Source organism: Amycolatopsis sp. QT-25, assembly GCF_029369745.1.
In the GTDB taxonomy this organism is placed as follows: Bacteria; Actinomycetota; Actinomycetes; order Mycobacteriales; family Pseudonocardiaceae; genus Amycolatopsis.
In genome coordinates, this window is record NZ_CP120210.1 from 1074316 (window position 1) to 1096794 (window position 22479).

Consider the following 22479-nt stretch of genomic DNA (forward strand, 5'->3'; position numbering starts at 1 on the left):
CGGCGGTCAGCATAGATCGGCTGCCCTAAGGTGTGTGGCTGTGTTGACGAAATGGGGGACGGCGGTCGTGGCCGTCGCGGCGAGTTCGGCCTTGATGGCCCCGCCGTCGGATACGAACGTGCCGGAGGCGCCCGAAGCGGGCCCCTCGCTGACGAACGCGCCACAACTGCCGAAGCCGCCGCCGATCGGGGCGCGCGGCGAACTCGGGCTGCTCCAACCGCCGAGCGGCGCGGCCGCGAACGTCTCGGTGAAGGTGGAACGCGACGGTTCGGTGTCGATCACCGAGCAGGTGACCGTCCCGGGTGGACAGCGGCTGGTACGCCGGATCCCGTTGAAGGTTCCCGCCGGTGAAGAGCAGGATCGCGTCTACGGCGTACGTGACGTGGTGGTCGAGGGCGCGGGGAAGACCGAGTCGAACGGCGAGCAGCTGATCGCCACCTTCGACGGCGGCGCGGCCACCCTCGAGTACAAAGTGGATGGCGCGGTCGCGGACGTCGGCGGCGCGCAGCAGGTGCGCTGGCAGGTGGCGAGCGGCTGGGACGGCGAACTGTCCAGGGTGTCCGCTTCGTTCAGCGCGCCGACGCGCGAAACGCCCACTGTGGACTGTTTCGCCGGGCCACTCGGTTCGGACCGGCAGTGTTCGCTCGCGGAAATCGACCACAGCGGCGTCGTCCGCGTCGAGCAGGACAAACTCGCGGCGGGCGAACGGGTCGACCTCGTCGTCCAGCTTCCGGCGGGCACGGTGCCCGCGAACGCGCGGTTCGAGCAGATCGCCTCGGTCGGCGGAGCGTTCGCCCTCACCACCGTGGCCGGCCTCGGGTTCGGGGCACTGGCGTTGTTCTCGATCCTCGGCGCGCTCGCCGTCTGGTTGCTGCGCCGTCGCGACAAGGGCGCGCTCACCGCGGGCACCGGTCCGGTCGACGTCCTCCTGCGAGACGGTGATCGGGTCTCCTTCGCCTCGCCCGACGGTGTCCTGCCCGGCCAGGTCGGCACGGTCGTCGACGAGACGGTCGACGTCGTGGACGTCAGCGGCACGGTGGTCGACCTCGCGGTCCGCAACTATCTGTGGATCGCCGAGGTGCGCGGCGCGGGCGCCGTCGACTGGCAGCTCACCCGTCGTAACGCCCCCGACGAGCATCTCGTGGCCTTCGAACGCGAGATCTACACCGCGCTCCTTCCCGAGGGCACCGATTCCGTGCTGCTGTCGGAGCTCCGTGGCCGCGGCACCGTCGACCTCCGCGTCGCCGGTGAGGCGATGTACGCCGACGTCGCGGGCAAGGGCTGGTTCTCCCGCCGTCCGGACAAGGGCAGGAGCAAGCTCACGTGGGCGGGTGTCGGCCTGGTCGCGCTCGGGCTCGCGGGCACCGTCGTCCTGACGTTCACGGCGGGGCACGCGCTGCTCGGTGTCGCGGTCGTGCTCGCCGGGGTCGCCGCGTTGCTGGGCTCCTCTTGGGTGCCGCCGCGGACCTCACGCGGCAGGCGGCTGGTCGGCCAGGTACGCGGCCTGCTCGAGTACCTGCACACCGTCGAGGTCGCCGACATCCCCGTGGCGGACAGGGAATTGGTGTTCTCCCGGTCGCTGCCGTACGCCATCGTGCTCGGCGCCGCCGAGCATTGGCTCCGCACGTTCGAGGGGCTCGACCCGTCGGCGGACGGTTCGGCCGGGCTGTACTGGTTCGGCGGGCTCGAGGGCGATCGGGATCTGCGCCGCTTCGCCGCGCACCTGCCGTCGTTCCTGTCCGCTTTGGACGGTCTGCTCGCCGAATCCGGGCACCTGCGCTCGCTCCGCCCCGAACCGGTCCCCGCCTGACGTGAAGACTCGCAATTCGGCACCGGTTTGCGATCCTTGCACGCGCAATTATCGCAAACCGGTGCCGAATTGCGTGGTCTTGCCGCTCACCCTGCTGGTGCTTCCTCTCCTGCTGGTGCTGAGCGCGGCACCGGCGGGAGCGCAAGGCGAACCGCAACTGCCTTCGCTGCCCAACAGCGCGGAGATCTCGCTCAAGGTGGAACGCGACGGCGCCCTTTCGGTCGTCGAGGCGGTGTCCGTGCCGAGTGAGGCGACGATGACCCGCCGGATCCCGCTCCGCACGGCGGCCCCGCACGACCGCGACCGGATCATCGGCATCCGTGACGTCGTCATCGAGGGGGCGGGCAACTCCGAGCTGACCGAAGACGAGTTCACCGTCAAGCTCAGGGGCGGCACCTCGATCGTCCGGTACACAGTGGACGGTGCGGTCACCGGGGCGGACGGCCTGGTGCGCGTCGGCTGGCAGGTCGCGGGCGGCTGGGACGCCCGGCTCGAACTCGTGCGCGCCAGCTTCGCCGCGCCGTCCGTCCCGAACGCGGTCACCTGCTACGCCGGGCCCGAGGCGTCGCGCGCGCACTGTGGGGCCGCCCAGATCGCGCATTCCGGGCTGACCCGGTTCAGCCAGCAGAATCTCGCGGCCGGGCAGCGGATGGAGATTTCGGTCGAGTTGCCCGCCGGCACCGTCCCGGCGAACGCGCGGCTGGAGCCGTCGAAGACCTTCGCCGGGGCGTTCGTGCTCACCGCTCCGGTCGGCTGGGCTTGGGGCGGTTTCGCGCTCGCGCTGGTCGTGGGTGCCGTGGCGCTGGCTTTGCTGCGAAGGCGTGACAAGCATCCGGGCGCCGCGCTCCCGGTCCGGCTGCTCACCGGAAAGGACGACCAAGCCGCGTTCTCGTCACCCGATGGCGTACTGCCCGGACAGGTCGGGACCGTTCTCACGGGTCGCGCCGACGCCGTCGACCTGGCCGCGACGGTCGTCGACCTCGCGGTCCGGAACTACCTCTGGGTGACCGAGGAGCCCGGCGAGCTGACCGGCTGGCTGCTCGTCCGCCGCAATCCGCCGGACGAGCAGCTGACCGCTTTCGAACGCGCGGTGTTCGACGTCCTGCTGCCGGACGGACGGGAGTCGGTGCCGCTGTCCGAACTGCGGTCCGCGCGGGTCGGGATCGAAACGGTGCGGGACGCGCTGGACGACAGCGTTGTCGAACGCCGCTGGTATTCGCGGTTGCCCGGCAGGCTCACCGGCATCGGCCTGCGCGTCTGCTGCTACGGGCTGTTCCTCACCGTCCTGCTGGCCTTGACCGTCGGCTACGCCCAGCTCGGGTCGATCGTCGTCGCCGCGGGCGCGGTACTCGCCGTCGCCGCCCGATGGCTCCCGGCGCGCACCGGAGCCGGTGTCAGGCTGCACCGGCGGCTGCTCGGCGTTCGTGACGCGTTGCTGGAGACCACGGCGGCGGCCGTCCCGAAGCTCGAACGCGAGGTGCTCCTTTCGCGGGCGTTGCCGTACGCGCTCGCTCTCGGCGAACAAGAAAACTGGGTCGCCGGCTTCGCCGGACTCAAGGGTCCGCCCAAGATCTACTGGTGTGGCAGGGAAGGCGCCGCCGAGGCGGACGTCGCACGGGCGAGCGACTTCACAGCCGCGCTCGTGGGAACCTTCGCCACGACCCGCCAGGGTCGTCGCCTGGAGGCCTGAGTAGCCCGTAGGGTGGTGCGCATGGCCGATCCCGAGCTTGTCCGATTCACCCTCGACAACGGTCTGCGCGTGGTGCTCGCGCCCGACGCGACCGCTCCGGTGGTGGGTGTCAGCGTCCACTACGACGTGGGCTTCCGATCCGAGCCCGAAGGGCGCACCGGTTTCGCGCACCTCTTCGAGCATTTGATGTTCCAGGGGAGCGAGAGCCTGGAGAAGCTCGCGCACTTCCGGTACGTCCAGTCGAGTGGTGGCAGCTTCAACGGCTCCACCCATCCGGACTACACGGACTACTTCGAGGTCCTTCCCGCCGCGGCTCTCGAGCGCGCCCTGTTCCTCGAAGCGGACAGGATGCGGGCGCCGAAGCTGACGCAGGAGAACCTGGCCAACCAGATCGACGTGGTCAAGGAGGAGATCCGCCTCAACGTGCTGAACCGGCCGTACGGCGGGTTCCCGTGGATCACCCTCCCGCCGGTGCTGTATTCCACCTTCCCCAACGCGCACAACGGTTACGGCGGTTTCGAGGATCTCGAACAGGCCACCCTGGACGACTGCGCGGCCTTCTTCGACACCTACTACTCGCCCGCGAACGCGGTGCTGACCGTCGCCGGTGACTTCACCGTCGAGCAGGCCCGTGAGCTGATCGAGAAGCACTTCGGCGACGTGCCGCACCGGCCCGCGCCCGAGCGTCCCTCCTTCGCCGAGCCCGCCCCCGAGGGTGAGCTGCGCGGCGAGCAGGTGGACCCGCACGCCCCGCTGCCCGCGGTCGGCGTGGGCTACCGCATGCCGGATCCGATCAACGACCTCGACGGCTACCTGGCGAATCTCGTGCTCGCCGGCGTGCTGACCGACGGCGACGGCTCCCGGCTCCAGCAGCGCCTGGTGCACCGCGAGCCGCTGGTCGTCGACATCGGCGCCGGTGCCGGGCTGTTCGGCCCGTTCGAAGCCCGCGACCCGGACACGTTCACCGTCACCGCGATCCACCCGCACGAGGTGAGCACCGACCAGGTCCTCACCGCGCTGGACGAGGAACTGGAGAAGCTGGCGGCCACGCCGCCGGGAGACCAGGAGATCAAGAAGGTCACCGCGCGCTGGGCCGCGAGCCTGCATGCCGAGCACGACAAGCTGGTGTCCCGGACGCTCGCGCTCGGCTCTTTCGAGCTGCTGTACGGCGACGCGTCGCTGGTGTACCGGCTCGCCGAGAAGATCTCGGCGGTCACCGGGGAGGCCGTTTCGGCGGCGGCGAAGGCGCTGCGGCCCGATTCGCGCGCCGTACTCGTCGTCCGGCCGGGTAGTGGATCTTCAGACCAGGAAGGTACCGAGCAGTGAGCGCACCGCACCGCACCGCCGAGGAGATCGGCCGCACGGCCGCCGGGCCGCGCCCGGTCCCGCCGCTGGGGACGCAGCGCGCCGCCGCCGATCTGTCCCATGTGGACACCACGCTGAGCAACGGGCTGCGGGTGCTCGCCGTCCGCAAGCCCACCGTGCCGCTGGTCGAACTGCGGGTGTGGATCCCGTTCGCCGGTGAGGACAAACTCCACCCGGCCACCGCCGAAGTGCTCGCCGAGACCCTGCTGACCGGCACCGCCCGCCGCGACCGCATCGAGATCGACGCCGAACTGGCGCTGATCGGTGGCGACCTCGCCTCCGGCGTCGACCCGGAGCGGCTGATCATCACCGGCACTTCGCTGGCCGACGGCCTGCCGACGATGCTCGACGTCCTCGCCGACGCGCTCACCGGAGCCTCTTACGTGGACGCGGAGGTCGAGCGGGAGCGCGAGCGGCTCATCGAGCGGATCGCCGTCTCCCGCACCCAGCCGAGGACGATCGCCCGCGAGGCACTGCAGAAGCACCGCTACGGCGACCACCCCGCGGTGCGAGAGGTTCCGCAGGCCGAAGACGTGGCCGTCGTGGCGCCCGAGCAGGTTCGCGCACTGCACCGGGCTTCGGTGCTGCCGCGCGGATCCGTGCTGGTGATCGTCGGCGACATCGACCCCGAGACCGTCATCGGCGACTTGGAGAAGGCGTTCGGCGGCTGGGCTTCGGACCGCTCCGCCGTCCGCCTGCCCGCGCTGCCCGAGCTCACCGGGGGCAACGTCCTGCTGGTGCCGCGGGCCGGTGCCGTGCAGTCGCAGATCCGGCTGTCCGCGCAGTCGGTGTCACGCACGGACCCGCGATATCCGGCACTGCAGCTGGCGAACCTCGTCTACGGCGGGTACTTCTCGTCGCGGCTGGTCGAGAACATCCGTGAGGACAAGGGGTACACCTACAGCGCCCACTCCGGATTCGAGTTCACCGACCAGACCGCCGTGGTGAACGTCGACGCGGACACCGCGACCGACGCCACCGCGGCCGCGCTCCTGGAGACCAGGTACGAGCTGGCCAGGCTCGGTCTCGTGCCGCCGACCGCCGACGAGGTCGAGTCGGTGCGGCAGTACGCGATCGGCTCGCTGGTCACGTCCGCGTCCTCGCAGGGCGGCCTCGCCGCCCAGCTGGCCGCGCTCGCCGCGACCGGGCTGGGCGTCGAATGGCTCGCCGAGCACCCGGCACGGCTCGCCGCGGTCACCGCCGAAGACGTCGCGAACGCCGCGCTGGAGTTCTTCGCACCCAAGCGGTTCACCGGGGTCGTCGTCGGTGACGCCGACGTCCTCGCGCCGAAACTGACGGCGCTGGGCGACGTGACGGTCGGGGAGCCCGCCTGATGGAGACGCCGTTCGGGTTGGGGGCGCTCCCGACGCTTTCGCGCTCCACGGCGGACCGTCAGGAATCCTTGCGCGCCAACCCGGACAGGCTCGCCGAGCGCTGGCCGAACGCGCACGTCGTCCTGCTCGACGAGCACGCGCGCACCCCGGTGGTGGAGGGCTCCGGCGCTCTCGCGACCCGCAAGGCGCAGGACTTCGGCACCGAGCCGCCCACTGACGCGGTCTTCTTGGGGGAGTGGCAGGGCATCGACTACTGGTCGTTGCCCGGCCGCCCCGCCGGGAAGACCGAGACCGTCGAAATGGCGGGCAGCTGGGGTGCGGTCGAAGAGGTCCCGCGGCATGACGGCGAGATCTGGGTCGACCTGCGCGGTTATGGCGATCTGCTCGACGACGCGTCGGCCGGGCTGTTCACCACCGCGCAGGCGTTGCAGGCCTGGCGTCGGCAGGCGAAGTTCTGCACGCGCTGCGGGAGCCCGACCGAGGTGGTCCAGCTGGGCTGGGCGAGCAAGTGCACCGGCTGCGGCCGTGAAGAGTATCCGCGCACCGACCCGGCGGTGATCTGCCTCGTGCACGACGACGCCGGTGTCGACGGTGAGCACGTCCTGCTGGCGCGGCAGCCGATCTGGCCGCCGGACCGGTATTCGATCCTCGCCGGTTTCGTCGAGGCGGGGGAGTCGCTCGAAGGCTGCGTCGAGCGGGAGATCCGCGAAGAGGTCGGTGTCGAGGTGCGTGACATCCGATATCTCGGCAGCCAGCCGTGGCCGTTCCCGCGGTCGATCATGCTCGGCTTCACCGCGCGGGCCGACATCTCGTCGACGATCGTGCCCGCGGAGGGCGAGATCGAAGAGGCCTTCTGGGTTTCGCGCGAAGAGGTGCGGGCCGCGTTCGCGAACAGTCAGCTGCGGAACGCCGGTGCCGTGCCGACCCCGATCGCCGGTGGTACGAGGCAACTGGTGCTGCCGGGGAACTCGTCGATCGCGCGCGTGATGCTGGCGGCCTGGGCCGGCGTCTAGACCCTGGAGCGGCCTGCGCTGGCTTGAGAGCTGAGCAAGGCTCAGGATCGGCGTGCTTTCACGACGATGGAGGAATCGGGACACTGAACGTCCCGATTCCTCCATCGTCGGCCCTTCGAGACGTCATGAGCGGCGCCTTCACGTGTCTGGAGGGACGACTCCCGCGTGCCGTCCATCTGGTCACGCGTGTCGTCCGTCGGATCACGCGCGTCGTCCACTTGATCACGCGAAACCGCCCGTCGAGGCGCCGTGAGCGGCGATCCGGGCGGCATTACCACTTACGAAGCAGGTCCACCCGCCTGTCGTGAATCGGACACCCTCCGCGCCGACACCTATACCCACTGTGCGGAACATGCCAAGCGTTACCTCCCCGTTTCATCACCCCGTTGACGACTGTGGTTCGGCTCACTACAGTCCCCGGAAACCGTCTGTAAAGTTTCCTAACGAAGTGGGGCGAACCCAGTGCGAGCCGGCAGTCCGCGAATGCTGCGCGAGATCAACGATCGCGCGGCCATCGAGGTCCTCCTCAGGGACGGCCCGCTGACGCGCTCGGAACTCGAAGTCGCGATCGGCCTGTCGAAGCCCGCGACGGCGCAGCTGCTCACCCGGCTCGAACAGGACGACGTCGTCGCGAAGGCGGGCGTGCGTGGCGGCGGACGCGGCCCGCGGGCGCAGTTGTGGCAGGTCAACGGCGGTGTCGCCTACGTCGCGGCCGTGGATCTCACGCCCCGGAAAGCCGACTTCGTCGTCTCCGACGTCACGGGCGCGGTGCTCGCCGAGTACCAGGTCCCGCTGCCGGTCCACGAGGGCGCGGACGTCGTCGGCACGTTCGGCGCGGCGCTCAGCCACGTCGCCGGCGCGGCCGGGCTCGCCGCCACCGATCTTCGCCACGTCGTCATCGGCGCGCAGGGCGCGTTCGACCCGCGCACCGGCCTGCTCTCTTCGGCGCCGCACATCCCCGGCTGGCTCGGGTTCGACGTGCCGCGCACGCTCAGCCGCGAACTCGGCGTCGAGGTCACCATCGAGAACGACGTCAACCTCGTCGCCATCGTCGAGATGACCGTCGGCCAGGCCGTCGGTCTCGACGACTTCGTGATGATCTGGCTCAGCGACGGCGTCGGTGGCGCGGTGGTGGTCGGCCGCAGGCTGTTGCGCGGGGCGACCGGCGGTGGCGGCGAGATCGACTGGATGCGGGTGCCCGATCCGGCCTCCGTCGCCACGTCCCGCGACAAGCCCCGCGCCGGAGATCGCTTCGGTGATCTCGTCGCGTCCCCGGCCGTCGCCGAGCTCGCGGCCGCACACGGGTTCGAAGCGGAGACCGGCGCGGACGCCGTCACCAAGGCCCGAGCGCACCACAACGACGCCTTCCTCGACGACCTGGCCCGCCGTGTCGCGGGTGGCGCGGCCGGTCTCATCGCGGTCGTCGACCCCGAACTAGTCCTTCTTGCCGGCGACACCAGCCGTGCCGGTGGCGACGACTTCGCCGCACTGGTCGCGAAAAGGCTGCACGAACTGGTTTTGCCCCGCACCCCGGTCGGGGTCGCTTCGGTACAGGGCAACGCGGTCCGCGCGGGCGCGCTCCAATCCGCGCTCGCCACCGTCCGCAGGGACGTCTTCGGCGTCAACACCCCTTCGCTCCTCGGACCCGGGCGGTCCGGGGCGGGAGAGCCGAACCCGATCGTGGCTGTCCCGGATGCACGAACAGAACCATCGTCTCCCGCCCCCAACCAACTAGGAGGAGGGTCATGAGTTCCACGACCCAGGTTCGGAGAAGTGGCCGCCGTTGGCGCGGCTCGATAGTGCTCGGCGCGGTCACCGTCGCCGCGCTGGTGTCCGCCTGTTCGGGCGCCGCAAGCGGCCCGGGCGGCGGGTCGGGCGACGCGGCGGCCGCCCCGGCCGCGGACGCGAAGCTCACGCTGACCGTCTACAGCAAGTTCACCGACCGCGAGTACAACGTGGTCACCGCCGGGCTCAACAAGCTCAAGGCGAAGTTCCCGAACATCGAGATCAAGCACGAAGGCCAGCAGGACGACGACAAGATCACCCAGTCCATCCGCGGTGGCAACCCGCCGGACGTGGCGATCTCGTTCTTCACCGACAACCTCGGCGCGTGGTGCTCCACGGGCAGCTTCCAGGATCTCAAGCCCTACATCGACCGCGACAAGATCGACCTGACGCAGATCCCCGACGCGGTCCGCAGCTACACCGAGTTCCAGGGCAAGCGGTGTGCCATGCCGCTGCTCGCCGACGTCTACGGCTTCTACTACAACAAGGACATGTTCGCGGCGAAGGGCATCACGTCGCCGCCGAAGACGACCTCGGAACTGTTCGAGGCCACCAAGAAGCTGACCGAGTTCAACCCCGACGGCTCGATCAAGGTCGCCGGCTTCATGCCGTCGATGCCCTTCTACGCCAACATGGCGCAGTACTGGGCGCCGAACTTCGGTGCCGGCTACCTCGGCCCGGACGGGCAGTCGCATCTCGCCGACAGCCCCGAGTGGAAGGCGATGTTCGACTTCCAGAAGCAGCTCGTCGACTTCTACGGCGGCCACGCCAAGGTCGAGCAGTTCAAGGCGGGTCTCGGCGAGGAGTACTCGGCGGACCACGGTTTCCAGCGCGGCAAGCTGGCGATGATGATCGACGGCGAGTACCGCACGGCTTTCATCAAGGACCAGGCGCCGGAGCTCAAGTTCGGCACGGCGGCCCCGCCGGTGCTCGACAGCAAGCCGGACCGCTACGGCGGCGCGTTCACCACGGGCACGATCATCGCGATCCCCAAGGGCGCCAAGAACCCCGGCGCGGCCTGGGAACTGATCAAGCAGGTCACCCTCGACACCTCGACGCTGGTCGAGCTGTCCAACGGCCTCAAGAACGTGCCGAGCACCAAGGCCGCGCTGACCGACCCGAAGCTCGAGGTCACGCCGGAGTTCAAGACGTTCCTCGATCTGTACAACGGCGGCAAGCTGATGCCGAACCCGTCGACCCCGATCGGCGACGCGCACCTCAAGGCGGTCAACGACTTCGCCGAGAAGTGGCAGGCGGGCAACATCCCGGACATGGTCGCGGGGCTCAAGCAGGTCGACGCTCAGATCAACGACGAGCTGGCCCAGAAACGCGCCGGCGGCTGATCGCATGACCACGACCCTGGAGCCCAGGGCGGTCGGTTCCTCTTCCGCGTCCACCCGGACGCGGAAGAGGAACGCAGCGCGCCGCCGCCGCACAGTCTTCTACTTCATCGCCCCGGCGATGCTCGGGTTCCTGATCTTCTTCGGTTACCCGCTGATCGCCACGGTGTACTACTCGTTCACCCGCTACGACCTGATCAACGCGCCCGAATTCATCGGCTTCGACAACTACATCCGCATGTTCACCAGCGAGCCACTGGTGAGCACGGCGGCGTACAACACGCTGTGGCTGGTGATCGTGCTGACGTTCTGCCGGGTCGTGTTCGCGCTCGGCGTGGCGTCGGTCATCTCCCGGCTCAAGTCGGGCGTCGGCCTGGTGCGGACGCTCTGCTACCTGCCGTCGCTGGCCCCGCCCGCCGCGGCGACCCTGGCGTTCGTGTTCCTGTTCAATCCGGAGTACGGGCCGGTCAACGCGTTCCTGCGCGTGGTGGGCGTCGACGGCGGCCTGTGGTTCAACGATCCGGCGATGTCGAAGCCCGCGCTGACCCTGCTGGTGATGTGGGGTTCGGGCGAGCTGATGATCATCATCCTGGCGGCGCTGCTCGACGTGCCGCAGGAACAGTACGAAGCCGCTCAACTCGACGGCGCCGGACCGGTCCGCCGGTTCTGGCACGTCACGCTTCCGTCGATCTCGCCGGTGCTGCTGTTCGGCGTCGTCAACTCGATGATCTTCGCGCTGCAGTTCTTCACGCAGGCGATCGTCGCGGGATCCGCGGCCGCGGGCGCGGCCGACGTCGCCGGCAACACGAAGTTCATCGGCGCGCCACAGAACTCGACGCTGACCTATCCGGTTTGGCTGTACGTCCAGGGATTCCGGTACTTCAACATGGGTTACGCGGCGGCGATGGCGGTGCTGCTGTTCATCGTCTCGGCGGGGTTCACCTGGATTCTCGTGCGGCAGTTGCGCAAGTCCCAGCATCAGGAGGAGGGGGCATGACCATATCCTCGCGACAGCCTGTTCATGGCCCCGACGGGGTGCGGGTGTCCCGCCTGAGCGGAGTGGGCGGATGACCACACTGGCCGAACGCCCGCACACCGCCCCCGCGTCGGAACCGCCGAAGGTGCGGATGCGGCGCCAATGGGACAAGAAGCTGTACTGGATCGCGACCCACAGCGTGGGCATCGCGATGGGCGTGATCTTCATGCTGCCCATCCTGTTCGTGTTCCTGACCGCGGTGATGTCCAGCGACCAGGCGCTTTCGTCGAACTTCTGGCCGAAGGAATGGCACTTCGAGAACTTCATCGAGGTGTTCGAAAAGGCGCCGCTGCTGCAGTACTTCGGCAACAGCATGCTGTATTCGACGCTGGCCACCCTCGGGGCGCTCGTCTCGGCGATCCCGGCGGCGTACGCGCTTTCGAAGCTGAAGTTCCGCGGGCAGAACCTGTTCTTCATGCTCACCGTGGCCGCGATGATGCTGCCGCCGCAGGTCACCGTCGTGCCGCTGTACGACCTGTGGGTGCGGCTCGGGTTCACCGGGACGCTGATCCCGCTGATCGTGCCGTACTTCTTTTTCGACGCGTTCTCGATCTTCCTGCTGCGGCAGTTCTTCCTCACCATTCCGAAGGACTATCTCGAAGCGGCGAAGATCGACGGCTGCAACGAGTTCCAGGCGATGCTCAAGGTGCTGATCCCGATGGCGAAGCCGGGGATCGCGGCCACCGCGATGTTCTGCTTCCTGTTCACCTGGAACGACTACTTCGGTCCGCTGCTCTACACCGGTGAGACCCGCGACAGCTGGCCGCTTTCGCTGGCGATCGCGTCGTTCCGCGGGATGCACCACGTGGAATGGAACCTCACCATGGCGGCCACCGCGCTGATCATGCTGCCGGTGATCGTGCTGTTCGTGTTCGCGCAGAAGTCCTTCGTCAAGGGCATCACATTCACAGGGGTCAAGGGATGAAACTGGCAGTCGTCGGTGGTGGGTCCACGTACACGCCCGAGCTGATCGACGGGATCGCCGGACGGCGGTCCACTTTGGACGTCGACGAGATCGTGCTGATCGATCCGGACGCGTACCGGGTGGAGGCGGTCGGTGACTTCAGCAACCGGTTGCTGAGCCATGCCGGGCATCCGGCGCGGGTCCGCACCACCGCCAGCCTCGAAGAGGGTGTCGACGGCGCGTCGGCCGTGCTGATCCAGCTGCGGGTCGGCGGACAGCGCGCGCGGCGCGGGGACGAGACGTTCCCGCACGCCTGCGGCTGTGTCGGGCAGGAGACCACGGGTGCGGGCGGCCTCGCGAAGGCGTTGCGCACCGTGCCGGTGGTGCTCGACATCGCCGACCGGGTCAGGAAGATCGCCGGTGACGACACCTGGATCGTGAACTTCACGAACCCGGTCGGCATCGTCACCCGCGCGCTGCTGAACGAGGGCCACCGTGCCGTCGGGTTGTGCAACGTCGCGATCCACCTCCAGCGTACGTTCGCGCGTCTGCTCGGTGCGGGCGTCGACCAGGTCAAGCTCGTCCACACCGGACTGAACCACCTGAGCTGGGAACGGAAGGTGCTCGTCGACGGCGAGGACCGGTTGCCGGAACTGCTGGCGGAGCACGCGGAATTCCTCGGCGAGCACGTCACCGCGCCGGTCGAGTGGATGCGGCGGATGAACGTCGTGCCGTCGTACTACCTGAAGTACTACTACGGGCACGACGAGCAGGTCGCGAAGCAGCGCACCGAGCGGCCGCGCGCGGACGTCGTCAGCGACGTCGAAGAAGAACTGCTCAAGGTGTACCTCGACCCGGAGGTGGTGACCAAACCGGAGCAACTGGAAAAGCGGGGCGGTGCCTACTATTCCGAGGCCGCGGTGCAGCTCGTGCACGCGCTCACCTCGGGCGGGCCCGCGGAGGAGCACGTCGTCAACGTCCGCAACGAAGGCACTTTCGGCTTCCTGCCGGACGACGCCGTCATCGAGGTTCCGTCCCTGGTGGACGGAAACGGTCCTCGTCCGATCGCGCAGCCGCCGGTGGAGCAGCGGTTCGCGGGCCTCATCGCCGGGGTCACCGCCTACGAGCACCTCGCGCTGGAGGCGGCGATCAAGGGCGGCCGGGACCGGGTGGCCGACGCGTTGCTCGCGCATCCGCTCGTCGGCCAGTACGCCAAGGCCGATCAGCTCGCCGACACGCTGGTGCGGGTCAACCGCGAGTTCCTGCCGTGGGCGGGGGCATGACGGCCGGCTCACAGGACGTCGTCGTCGCGATCGACGGCGGCAACAGCAAGACAGACGTCCTGATCGTCTCACGGGACGGACGGGTGCTCGGGCAGTCACGAGGTCCGGGCGCGTCCCCGCAGAACATCGGGGTCGACGGCAGCGTCCGCGCACTGGAAAAGCTGGTCCTGGAGGCACTTCACCAGGCGGGGCTCCCCGGCGAACGTCCTTTCGCGACACATACGTCGGCTTACCTCGCGGGGCTGGATTTCCCGCGCGAGGAGACGATCCTGCACGCCGCGCTGGCCGCACGCGGCTGGAGCGACACGCTGGTCGTCGGCAACGACACGCTCGCGCTGCTGCGCGCGGGCAGTTCCGACGGGACGGGGGTGGCGGTGGTGTGCGGTGCCGGGATCAACGGCGCCGGCGTCAGCGCCGACGGTCGTGAACACCGGTTTCCCGCGCTGGGCAAGATCTCCGGCGACTGGGGCGGTGGCTACCGGCTGGGCGAGGAAGCACTGTGGTGGGCCGTCCGCGCCGAAGACGGACGAGGTCCCGGCACGGCCCTGCAAGCCGCCGTCACCGCGCATTTCGGGACGTCTTCGGTGCTGGAAGCGGTGCAGCGACTGCACTTCGAGGAGGTGCACTCCGATTCGATCCACGGCCTGTGCCCGCTGCTGTTCACCGTCGCGGCGGACGGCGACGAAGTGGCGCAGGACGTGGTCGACCGGTTCGTCGAAGAGGTCGCCCTGCTGGTCGGGGTCACCCTCCGGCGGCTCGAACTGACCGGGGAAGCACCCGAAGTCGTCCTCGGCGGGGGAGTGCTGACCGGGGTCGGCCCGCAGGTGATCGCGGAGATCGAGCGGCGGTGCCTGAAGGTGGCGCCGCAGGCCGCGATCCGGGTCGTCGACGTGGCTCCCGTGGTCGGCGCGGCGTTGTTCGCACTCGACACCATCGGTGCTTCCGACACCGCCAAGGTCGCGCTGAAGGCCGCCACCAAACGGGTCTGAACGCGCCTGAAGGCTCCTTCCCTCGGCTCAGTCGAGGGAAGGAGCCTTCACGCGCTTTGCCGGAAGTCTCAGGAAGCGGCGGGGACGAGCGGCTCGTCCGTCTCCAGCAACGTCTTGAGGTCCGACAGGATCCATGCCCAGCCGCCACCGGCGTTCTCGCCCGGACCGGCGTCGACGTCCTCCTGCGAGCCGTTGACCAGCGAGGCCGTCGTGGGCGCGTCGGTGACGTCGTGGGTGACGGTCAGCCGGGTGCCCGCGGTCTTCGTCTCTTCGATCTCGTAGGTGAGCTTGGTGTACGGCTCCTTGTCGAAGGACGGGTCCATCAGCAGCTTCCAGGTGATGACCAGCTTGCGCGGTGGGTCGACCTCCAGTACCTCGCCGTCGACGAGATCGTTGGTGAACCCCGCGTCGACGTAATCCTTCGTCGGGTGGGTGGCGTGCTTGCCACCCGGCTTCAGGTCGTAGTCGACGAGCCCGGTGTAGCCGTACCTCTGCGACCACTCGGGCTTCGTGATGGCGTCCCAGATCTTCTCGGGAGTGGCCTTGATGTAGACGCGGTAAACCTGGGTGTCGGTCATGACGGCTCCTCGGTTTCGGGGGCTTCGAGTTCGGCTTTGAGGTCGAGCAACGCGGTCACGGCGCGCTCGGTGAACTTGTCGATCCACCGGTCGTGGATCTGCCGGATCGGTACCGGGTTGAGGAAGTGCTTCTTCTCCCGGCCCTCTTTGCGCGTGACGACGAGTCCGGCTTCTTCCAGCAGTTTCAAATGCTTCATCACGCCGAACCGGCTCATGTCCACTTCGGACTCGAGATCGGTCAGCGTGCGGCCGTCACGCGCGAACAACCGGTCGAGCAGGAACCGGCGGGTCGGATCCGCCAGGGCCTTGAAAACCAGGTCGTCGTCGGGCACGCCGAAAGAATAGGTGACCAAAAGGTCACATGTCAACCGGAACTTTCCCGAAGTACCTGAAGGCCCTCGTCCTTGCGTCCGGCGCAAGGACGGGGGCCTTCAGGTACTCGCGCTACAGGAGGGCGCCCAGTGGCAGGATCAGCGCGATCGCGACCACGGAGATGACCGTCTCCATGATCGACCAGCTCTTGAGCGTCTGCCCGACCGAGAGCCCGAAGTATTCCTTGACCAGCCAGAACCCGGCGTCGTTGACGTGGGAGAAGAACAGGGAGCCTGCCCCGATCGCCAGCACCAGCAGCGCGCTGTGCGACGGGTCCATCGTCGCGGCGAGCGGGGCCACGATACCGGCGGCGGACACCGTCGCGACCGTCGCGGAGCCGGTGGCGAGCCGGATCGCGACCGCGACCAGCCAGCCGAGCAGCAACGGGGACAGGTTCGCGCCGGTCGCCAGGCTGGTGATGACCTCGCCGACCCCGGCGTCGACGAGGGTCTGCTTGAACCCGCCGCCGGCACCGACGATGAGCAGGATGCCGGCGATCGGCGGGAGCGAATCGGCCACCGTGGACGACAGCTTGTCCAGGGTGAAGCCCGCGGACTTGCCGAGGGTGAGCATGCCGAGCAGGACCGCGGCGAGCAGGGCCACCAGCGGGTCGCCGATGAAGTCCAGCACGCGGCGGACGTGGTTCTCCTTCTCCAGGAGGATGTCCGCGAGTGCCTTGCCCATCATCAGCACGACCGGCAGCAACACCGTGGACAGCGTCGCGAGGAAGCCCGGCCGCCGTCCGTCCGAAGAGGACGATTCGGGGACCAGCCGTTCCGGCGCGACCGCGTCCGGGACCATCTTCGCGGCCAGCCTGCCGAACAGCGGTCCGGCGATGACCACCGTCGGGATCGCGACGAGCACGCCGAAGGCCAAGGTGAGGCCGACGTTCGCGTTCAGCGCACCCGCGGCGGCGAGGGGACCGGGGTGCGGCGGAACGAGGCCGTGCAGCACCGAAAGCCCGGCGAGGGCGGGAATCCCCAGCAGCAGCAACGGTTTCCCGGTGCGCTTGGCGACCAGCAGGATCACCGGGATCAGCATGACCAGGCCGATCTCGAAGAACATCGGCAGGCCGATCAGCACGGCGACCAGCGCCATCGCCCACGGCAGGGTGCGGTCACCCGCGCGGCGCAGGATGGTGTCGACGATCTGGTCGGCGCCGCCGGAATCGGCGAGCAGTTTGCCGAGCATCGCACCGAGCGCGATCAGCACGCCGACCGAGGCGACGGTGGAGCCGACGCCGGAGCTGAAGCTCTTGATCAGCTTGTCCACCGGCATGCCCCCGACGAGCCCGAGCACGCCGGAGCCGAGGATGAGGGCCAGGAACGGATGTTGCTTCGCCTTGGTGATCAGGACGACGATCACGGCGATGGCGAGCACCGTCGCCCCGATGAGCCGGGTGTCCTGGCCGGTCCAGGCGGCGGCGAGGGTGGTGGTCATGAGCGGTCCTCGAAAGCGGCCAGGGCGGTTTCGACGATTTGTTCCGGCGTCTTCGCGATGTCGGCGACGAGGCCGCGCTCTTCCGGGCGCAACGGCTCGAGGTCGGCGAGCTGGGAGTCCAAGAGGGACACCGGCATGAAATGGCCGGAGCGGGTCTTCATCCGGGCGGCGAGCAGGTCGCGGCCGCCGTGCAGGTGCAGGAACCAGACGTCGCCGCCGCCGCGCAGGATGTCGCGGTACCGGTACTTGAGCGCGGAAGACGTCACGACGCCGCCGGTGGACTGGTGGCCGGAGATCCAGGCGGCGATGGCGTCGAGCCAGGGTTGCCGGTCTTCGTCGTTCAGCGGGTGGCCGGAACTCATCTTGTCGATGTTCGCCTTCGGATGGAACGTGTCCGCTTCGGCGTAGTCGACGCCGAGGCGTTCGGCGAGTGCCGTGCCCACGGTCGTCTTGCCCGAGCCGGAAACGCCCATCACCACGATGACGGTCATCCGTACCTCCCACGTCGTTGTAGCCGGGACGAGTACAACTCAAAAGTACTACTTAAGCAACATGAAGTACTACTTAATCGAGTCAGAGCGTTAAGGTCGCCCGGTGGGCAACGACAGGCATGCCGAAGTGCTCGACGCGCTCGGCTCCGCGATCGCGAACGGGCGGCTTCCGCCGGGCTCCGTGCTGCGTTCGGAGGAGCTCCAAGAACGGTTCGGCGCGTCTCGCACGGTGGCACGCGAGGTGGTGCGTGTCCTCGAAACGATGTGCCTGACCAGCAGCAAGCGCCGAGTCGGGATGATCGTGCGCGAGCCGCGTGACTGGAACCATTACGACCCGAGACTGCTCCGCTGGCAACTCGACGGATCCGAGCGGAAGACCGCGCTGCGCACGCTGACCGAGCTGCGCTCCGGCGTCGAACCGTGCGCGGCCCGATACGCCGCACTGCGGGCGACACCGGAAGAGAGCGGCCGCCTCCGGGCCTTGGCGAAGCGACTGGAGGAGACGGCGCACCAGCGGGACCTCGAGACCTTTCTGGGGCACGACGTCGCTTTCCACGCTCTGCTGCTGTCCTCGTCGCGGAACCCGATGTTCGCGCAGCTTTCGGCGGTCGTCGCCGAAGTGCTCGCCGGGCGCACCGGGCACGGGCTGATGCCGGAGGAGCCGCAGCCCGAGGCCGTCGCCCTGCACGTCGAGGTCGCGGCGGCCATCGACGCCGGTGACCCCGACCGGGCCGAACGCGCGATGCGGGACATCGTCATCCAGGCGCGTGACGAGATGGCCGTCCTTCTGGACGAATGATCTTCGAGTAATCTCTGCAGGTCTTCGAGGGATACTGCAGGCAGGGGGCGACGGTGAGCGCGGCGCGCGCGATCGGCTTGGTGTTGGGGGTGGCCGCCGACGGGGCGATCGGGGACCCCCGGTCACGGCGTCCGGTGACGGCGTTCGCCAGAGCGGCTTCGACGGTGGACGCGAAGGTCCGGTCGAAGCATCCGGCGACCGGAGTGCTGTGGACCGGTGGCCTCGCGGGTTCCGCCGTGCTGGCGGGCGTGCTCGCCGAACGCGCCGGGCGACGCAGCCCCGTCCTGCAGGCGACCACGACCGCGGTGACCACCTGGGCCGTACTCGGCGCCGCCGGCCTGGCCGCGCACGGCACGTCGCTGGCGCGGGACCTCGAAGAAGGCGAACTCGAAACCGCGCGCGGCACACTGTCCACACTGGACCCCCGGGTCACCGACGACCTCGGTGTCATCGGCCTCTCGCGCGCTTCGGTGGAGACTCTCGCCGAGAATACCGCGGACGTCGTCATCGCGCCGCTGGTGTGGGGAGCGCTGGCCGGCATCCCCGGCCTGCTCGGCTCGCGCGCGATCAGCCTGCTGCGCGGCCTCGGCCGGGGGCGCCCCGAGCGCTACCGCTGGTTCGTCGCCCGGTTGGACGAAATCGTCCACCTCGTGCCCACCCGCGTCGCGGCCGGGCTGACCGTCCTCGCGGCCCCGGTCGTCGGCGGCTCGGCGGGTGGCGCGTGGCGTGCTTGGCGCCGGGACACCACCGCTCACCCGAGCCCGAACGCGGGCCGCGTCGAGGCCGCGTTCGCCGGGGCGCTCGAGATCCGCGTCGGCGGACGGACCGTCTACCGGCACGGCGTCGAGGAACTGCCGGTGCTCGGCATCGGCCGCAACCCGGACGCCGGACACGTGACGCGGGCCGTGGAACTCTCGCGGGTGGTCGGCTGGCTGGGGGCGATCAGCTCGGTGGTGCTGGCCGGTCTCGTCGGGCTGCGGCGACGGCGGCGTTGAGCTGCGGTCCGGCGGCCGGGGGAGCAGGGGACCTTTGCTATCGCCTGGCGCGCCGACCTGCGGAAAGTGCCCCCGGCTCACCACCTGTCGCCCAGAAGTCCGTGAAGGACTCCTTGAGGGACCCAGGGTCCCTCAAGGAGTCCTTCACGGACACCGCGGCCTGAACCGAGCGGTAAGCCAGGCCTGCCATTCGGCGTCGTCGTGGACAGCGCCCCCACGGGTGGATCAGCGTGATCGAGTACGCACCCGCGGAATGGACCGGTAAAAGGGCCATTTCCGCGTCAGATCAGGTGGTCACTTCGGAGCGTTCGTCCTCAGCGAGCATCTCCGCGACACTCTTGCGCCGCTGCGGCCGTTCCGTGGTCAGCGCGCCACCCGGCTTCAGCTCGCGGACGGTGAAGTACAGCCAGCCCAGCAACGCCATCGTCCCGAAAGCGATCCACTGGAGCGCGTAGGAGAAGAACGGTCCGGCGTCGGTCTGCGGCAGCGGCAGCGCACCCAGCACACCGGGCTGGTTCACGTCGAGCTGGAAGTAGCCCGGCCGGATGTCCAGCTTCGCGGCCCGCGCGACGACCTGGGAATCGACGACATAACTCTGCAGTTGCCCGCCTGTCGACTCGTCGGCGAAGGCGTCGCGGTTCCTGCCGTCCTTCTCGTCGTGACGTGCCCGCGTGACGATGTCGACCGTTCCGGCGGGGGGCGGGGCGAAGGGGAGCGCGCGTGATTTGTCGTCGAGCCGGACGTATCCGCGGTCCACCAGCACGATCGTGCCCTCGACGGTGCGGAAGGGCGTCAGGACCTCGTAGGCCGCTTCGCCCTGTACGGAGCGCAGACGGGCCACGACCTCGCCCTCGGGCAGGTACGTGCCCTTCATCGCGACCAGGTGCCATTCGGTGCGCTGATCAGGTACGGCCCCGTGGGGGAGCAGCTCCTCCAGCGAGCGTGGCTGTCCGGAGAACGACGCCCGCAGCGCCGCGTTCTGGTGTTCGCGTTCGGTGTCGCGGGAGAACTGCCACGGCGCGAGCAGGGTGAAGCAGGTGACGGCGAAGGTGAACACCACCAACGTCAACGCCAGCCACCCGGGCTTCAGCAGGAACTTCAACCGCACCCCACCACGGTAAGCGGTCGGCCTCAGGCGTGTGCGCGCACCCAGTCGAGCAGGCCGGGAACGGATCGCTCGATCATGGCGAGGACGTCCTCGAAACCGTCGTCCTCGCCGTAGTACGGGTCCGGGACCTCGGCGCCTTCGGGCGCGGACGGATCGAATTCGCGCAGCAGGCGGACCTTCTCCGGGTCCGAGACCTTCCGGCGGAGGAACGAGAGGTGACTCTCGTCCGCGGCGAGCAGCAGATCGGCGGCGAGATGCCCGCGGTCGACCTCGGCCGCGACATGACCGGCCGGATAACCGTGCTCGGCCAGCTTCGCGCGCGCCCGCTGGTCCGCGGCCTCGCCCACGTGCCAGCCGCCGGTGCCCGCGCTGGACACCCGCACGAGGTGACCGAGACCGGCCTCTTCGGCTTTCGCGCGGAAGACGAGCTCGGCCATCGGAGAGCGGCAGATGTTGCCGGAACAGACGAAGACGATGTGCAGCACCCGATCAGTGTGAAGGCCGGCGGAAATCGACCGCTCACCGGCTCCGGACGGCTACCCGGCGCGCGAAGCTGGAAAGCCGGGACGAAGCGGGAGTAAACCTCCTGGAGAGAAACACGCAGGAAGGTCGCGTATGAGCGCACCAACACCCATCGTCGAGTCCGCGGCAACCGGGCTCCGCTGGTATCGCATCACCGTCACGCATCCGCACCCGTACGAGGTCGGGCGGATCCTGTCGGAGCACCATTTCGTCCAGGCGAGATCGCCGAAAGAGGCGATGACCAGGATGCCGTTGCACCTCCGGTCGAGCGCGTCCGTCGCGCCGTACCAGGTCGGCCACATCGAGGTCCCCCATCACTCGACGAAGGCCTACCGGGCGATGCGGTGGACGGGCCGCGTCGTGCGCGCGGCCGGGCGCTGGGCGATCAACAAGGACGCGAAGGCGCTGGACTGAGCCGGAGGCGACAGCAAAGGTCCCTTGCTCTCTTTCCGCAGGTCAGCCGCTCAAGTGAGAGCAAAGGTCCCTTGCTCCCGTCGCGATGAAGGGCGCGAGCAGACCGGCCGCGCAGCGTCCGAAAGCGTCCCGGAGTGCAGCCGGTCCAGGCCCGCCACCGAGTCGAGGCTCCGCCGTTCGCGCGCCGGATCGTCGATCGGCGACGGCGTGCCGAACTTCGCGGCCGCGACCTCGACGGTGATCTGCCCGCGCTGAGCGGCCAGGTCGGTCAGTCGCCGAAGTCCCGGAGACGCCGACGCCGGCTCGGGTAGCACCACGAGAAGCAGCGAGGACCGGCACCCGAAGTCGCCTGCCCGGAAACGCCACATGCGAAAATCGCCGGGTGCCCGCGCTAGCCGATGTCATCGCCGCCCTCGAGCAGGCGTACCCGCCCGAACTCGCCGAATCGTGGGACGCCGTCGGTCTCGTCTGCGGCGACCCGACCGAGAACGTGGCCAAGGTGCTGTTCTGTGTCGATCCGGTCGAGGAGACCGTCGAGGAGGCCATCGAGGGCGGCGCGCAGTTGATCGTCGCGCACCATCCGCTGCTGCTGCGCGGAGTCCACGGCGTCCCGGCCGACAGCGCCAAAGGGCGTCTCGTGCACCGCCTCGTCCGCGCGGGCGTCGCGCTGTACTGCGCGCACACCAACGCCGATTCCGCGTCGCCCGGCGTCTCCGACGCGCTCGCCGACGCCATCGGCCTGACCGTCCTCGGCCCGCTCGACCCTCGTGAGGACGGCGTCACCGGCATCGGCCGCATCGGTGAACTGTCCGTGCCCGAACCGTTTTCCGTCTTCGTCGAACGCGTCGCCAACGCCTTGCCGCGTACGGAACCCGGCGTCTACGGCGCGGGCGACCCGGCCCGCCCGATCCGCCGCGTCGCCGTCTCGGGCGGTTCCGGCGACAGCTATCTCGGCCGGGCCACCGCCGCCGGTGTCGACGCGTACGTCACCGCCGATCTCCGGCATCATCCCGCCGGCGAGCACCTCGCCGAGATCGCCGAAGTCCCCGCCCTGGTCGGCGTCACGCACTGGGCGAGCGAATGGCCGTGGTGCGAGCAAGCCTCGGCCGTCGTCCGCGCCGCGTTTGCGGGTAACGTCGGCCTCCACGTCTCCACGCGGTGCACCGACCCGTGGACGCTACGGGCCACCCGAACCGCGCACTAAGAAGCCA

21 protein-coding genes and 1 pseudogene are annotated in these 22479 nt (G+C 69.3%); 15 read left to right on the forward strand and 7 right to left on the reverse strand.

Translation table 11 applies throughout. The features are described 5' to 3' along the window. Positions 1-40 precede the first annotated feature (40 nt). The 11 genes from P3102_RS05340 (at position 41) to P3102_RS05390 (ending at position 14549) form a co-directional block, all read left to right on the forward strand. Complete coding sequence (locus P3102_RS05340) at positions 41-1810, forward strand: DUF2207 domain-containing protein (RefSeq protein WP_276371645.1); 1770 nt, start codon at positions 41-43, stop codon at positions 1808-1810. 61 nt (positions 1811-1871) lie between these two features. Beyond that, positions 1872-3500 (forward strand): DUF2207 domain-containing protein, encoded by a 1629-nt coding sequence (locus P3102_RS05345; RefSeq protein WP_276367015.1) that lies wholly within the window; start codon positions 1872-1874, stop codon positions 3498-3500. 21 nt (positions 3501-3521) lie between these two features. Next, positions 3522-4826: a pitrilysin family protein gene (locus P3102_RS05350; RefSeq protein WP_276367017.1), complete on the forward strand. Its 1305-nt coding sequence runs from the start codon at positions 3522-3524 to the stop codon at positions 4824-4826. Then, complete coding sequence (locus P3102_RS05355) at positions 4823-6199, forward strand: pitrilysin family protein (RefSeq protein ID WP_276367019.1); 1377 nt, start codon at positions 4823-4825, stop codon at positions 6197-6199. Before P3102_RS05350 ends, P3102_RS05355 begins: the two co-directional genes overlap by 4 nt. Continuing rightward, positions 6199-7212 carry an NAD(+) diphosphatase gene (gene nudC, locus P3102_RS05360; RefSeq protein WP_276367021.1) on the forward strand — a complete coding sequence of 338 codons (1014 nt, stop codon included), beginning with the start codon at positions 6199-6201 and terminating at the stop codon, positions 7210-7212. Before P3102_RS05355 ends, nudC begins: the two co-directional genes overlap by 1 nt. A 483-nt stretch (positions 7213-7695) precedes the next feature. Continuing rightward, complete coding sequence (locus P3102_RS05365) at positions 7696-8961, forward strand: ROK family transcriptional regulator (RefSeq protein ID WP_276367022.1); 1266 nt, start codon at positions 7696-7698, stop codon at positions 8959-8961. Next, positions 8958-10340, forward strand: a complete 1383-nt coding sequence (locus P3102_RS05370; RefSeq protein WP_276367024.1) for an extracellular solute-binding protein — start codon at positions 8958-8960, stop codon at positions 10338-10340. Before P3102_RS05365 ends, P3102_RS05370 begins: the two co-directional genes overlap by 4 nt. 4 nt (positions 10341-10344) lie before the next feature. Next, the gene (locus tag P3102_RS05375; RefSeq protein ID WP_276367026.1) at positions 10345-11334 is read left to right on the forward strand and encodes a sugar ABC transporter permease; all 990 of its coding nucleotides are present in this window, start codon (positions 10345-10347) and stop codon (positions 11332-11334) included. 70 nt (positions 11335-11404) lie between these two features. Next, positions 11405-12298, forward strand: coding sequence for a carbohydrate ABC transporter permease (locus P3102_RS05380; protein ID WP_276367027.1), 894 nt, complete (start codon positions 11405-11407; stop codon positions 12296-12298). Further along, positions 12295-13560, forward strand: a complete 1266-nt coding sequence (locus P3102_RS05385; RefSeq protein ID WP_276367028.1) for a 6-phospho-beta-glucosidase — start codon at positions 12295-12297, stop codon at positions 13558-13560. Before P3102_RS05380 ends, P3102_RS05385 begins: the two co-directional genes overlap by 4 nt. After that, positions 13545-14549, forward strand: a complete 1005-nt coding sequence (locus tag P3102_RS05390; protein WP_276367029.1) for a BadF/BadG/BcrA/BcrD ATPase family protein — start codon at positions 13545-13547, stop codon at positions 14547-14549. The genes P3102_RS05385 and P3102_RS05390 overlap by 16 nt, the downstream gene beginning before the upstream one ends. Before the next feature lie 68 nt (positions 14550-14617). On the opposite strand, the gene P3102_RS05395 is transcribed toward P3102_RS05390, so the two are convergent. The 4 genes from P3102_RS05395 to P3102_RS05410 all read right to left on the reverse strand — a co-directional run bounded on the left by P3102_RS05395 (position 14618) and on the right by P3102_RS05410 (position 17430). After that, positions 14618-15127, reverse strand: coding sequence for an SRPBCC family protein (locus P3102_RS05395; protein WP_276367031.1), 510 nt, complete (start codon positions 15125-15127; stop codon positions 14618-14620). Further along, complete coding sequence (locus tag P3102_RS05400; protein WP_276367033.1) at positions 15124-15459, reverse strand: metalloregulator ArsR/SmtB family transcription factor; 336 nt, start codon at positions 15457-15459, stop codon at positions 15124-15126. Before P3102_RS05400 ends, P3102_RS05395 begins: the two co-directional genes overlap by 4 nt. A gap of 112 nt (positions 15460-15571) precedes the next feature. Next, entirely contained in the window at positions 15572-16939 is a 1368-nt protein-coding gene (locus tag P3102_RS05405; protein ID WP_276367034.1) for a gluconate:H+ symporter, read from the reverse strand. Beyond that, positions 16936-17430, reverse strand: a complete 495-nt coding sequence (locus P3102_RS05410; RefSeq protein WP_276367037.1) for a gluconokinase — start codon at positions 17428-17430, stop codon at positions 16936-16938. The genes P3102_RS05405 and P3102_RS05410 overlap by 4 nt, the downstream gene beginning before the upstream one ends. A gap of 103 nt (positions 17431-17533) precedes the next feature. Here P3102_RS05410 and P3102_RS05415 point away from each other — a divergent pair, with 103 nt between their 5' ends. Beyond that, a complete protein-coding gene (locus P3102_RS05415) occupies positions 17534-18229 on the forward strand; it encodes a FadR/GntR family transcriptional regulator (protein ID WP_276367039.1) in 696 nt (231 codons plus the stop codon). A gap of 53 nt (positions 18230-18282) precedes the next feature. Further along, positions 18283-19224, forward strand: a complete 942-nt coding sequence (locus P3102_RS05420) for a CobD/CbiB family cobalamin biosynthesis protein (RefSeq protein ID WP_276367040.1) — start codon at positions 18283-18285, stop codon at positions 19222-19224. A gap of 286 nt (positions 19225-19510) precedes the next feature. Here the strand turns inward: P3102_RS05420 and P3102_RS05425 are convergent, their stop codons facing one another. Both P3102_RS05425 and P3102_RS05430 read right to left on the reverse strand, forming a co-directional pair. Further along, positions 19511-20332, reverse strand: coding sequence for an SURF1 family cytochrome oxidase biogenesis protein (locus P3102_RS05425; protein ID WP_276367042.1), 822 nt, complete (start codon positions 20330-20332; stop codon positions 19511-19513). A 23-nt stretch (positions 20333-20355) separates the two neighbouring features. Continuing rightward, positions 20356-20817, reverse strand: a complete 462-nt coding sequence (locus P3102_RS05430) for a low molecular weight protein-tyrosine-phosphatase (protein ID WP_276367044.1) — start codon at positions 20815-20817, stop codon at positions 20356-20358. Positions 20818-20947: 130 nt separating this feature from the next. Between P3102_RS05430 and P3102_RS05435 the strand changes: the two genes are divergently transcribed. Further along, complete coding sequence (locus P3102_RS05435; protein WP_276367046.1) at positions 20948-21268, forward strand: hypothetical protein; 321 nt, start codon at positions 20948-20950, stop codon at positions 21266-21268. Between the two features lie 152 nt (positions 21269-21420). Here P3102_RS05435 and P3102_RS05440 read toward each other — a convergent pair. Then, positions 21421-21636: pseudogene (locus tag P3102_RS05440) on the reverse strand (hypothetical protein); the annotation flags it as partial. Positions 21637-21650: 14 nt separating this feature from the next. On the opposite strand from P3102_RS05440, the gene P3102_RS05445 reads away from it, so the two are divergent. Then, positions 21651-22472, forward strand: coding sequence for a Nif3-like dinuclear metal center hexameric protein (locus P3102_RS05445; RefSeq protein WP_276367049.1), 822 nt, complete (start codon positions 21651-21653; stop codon positions 22470-22472). Positions 22473-22479: the final 7 nt, after the last annotated feature.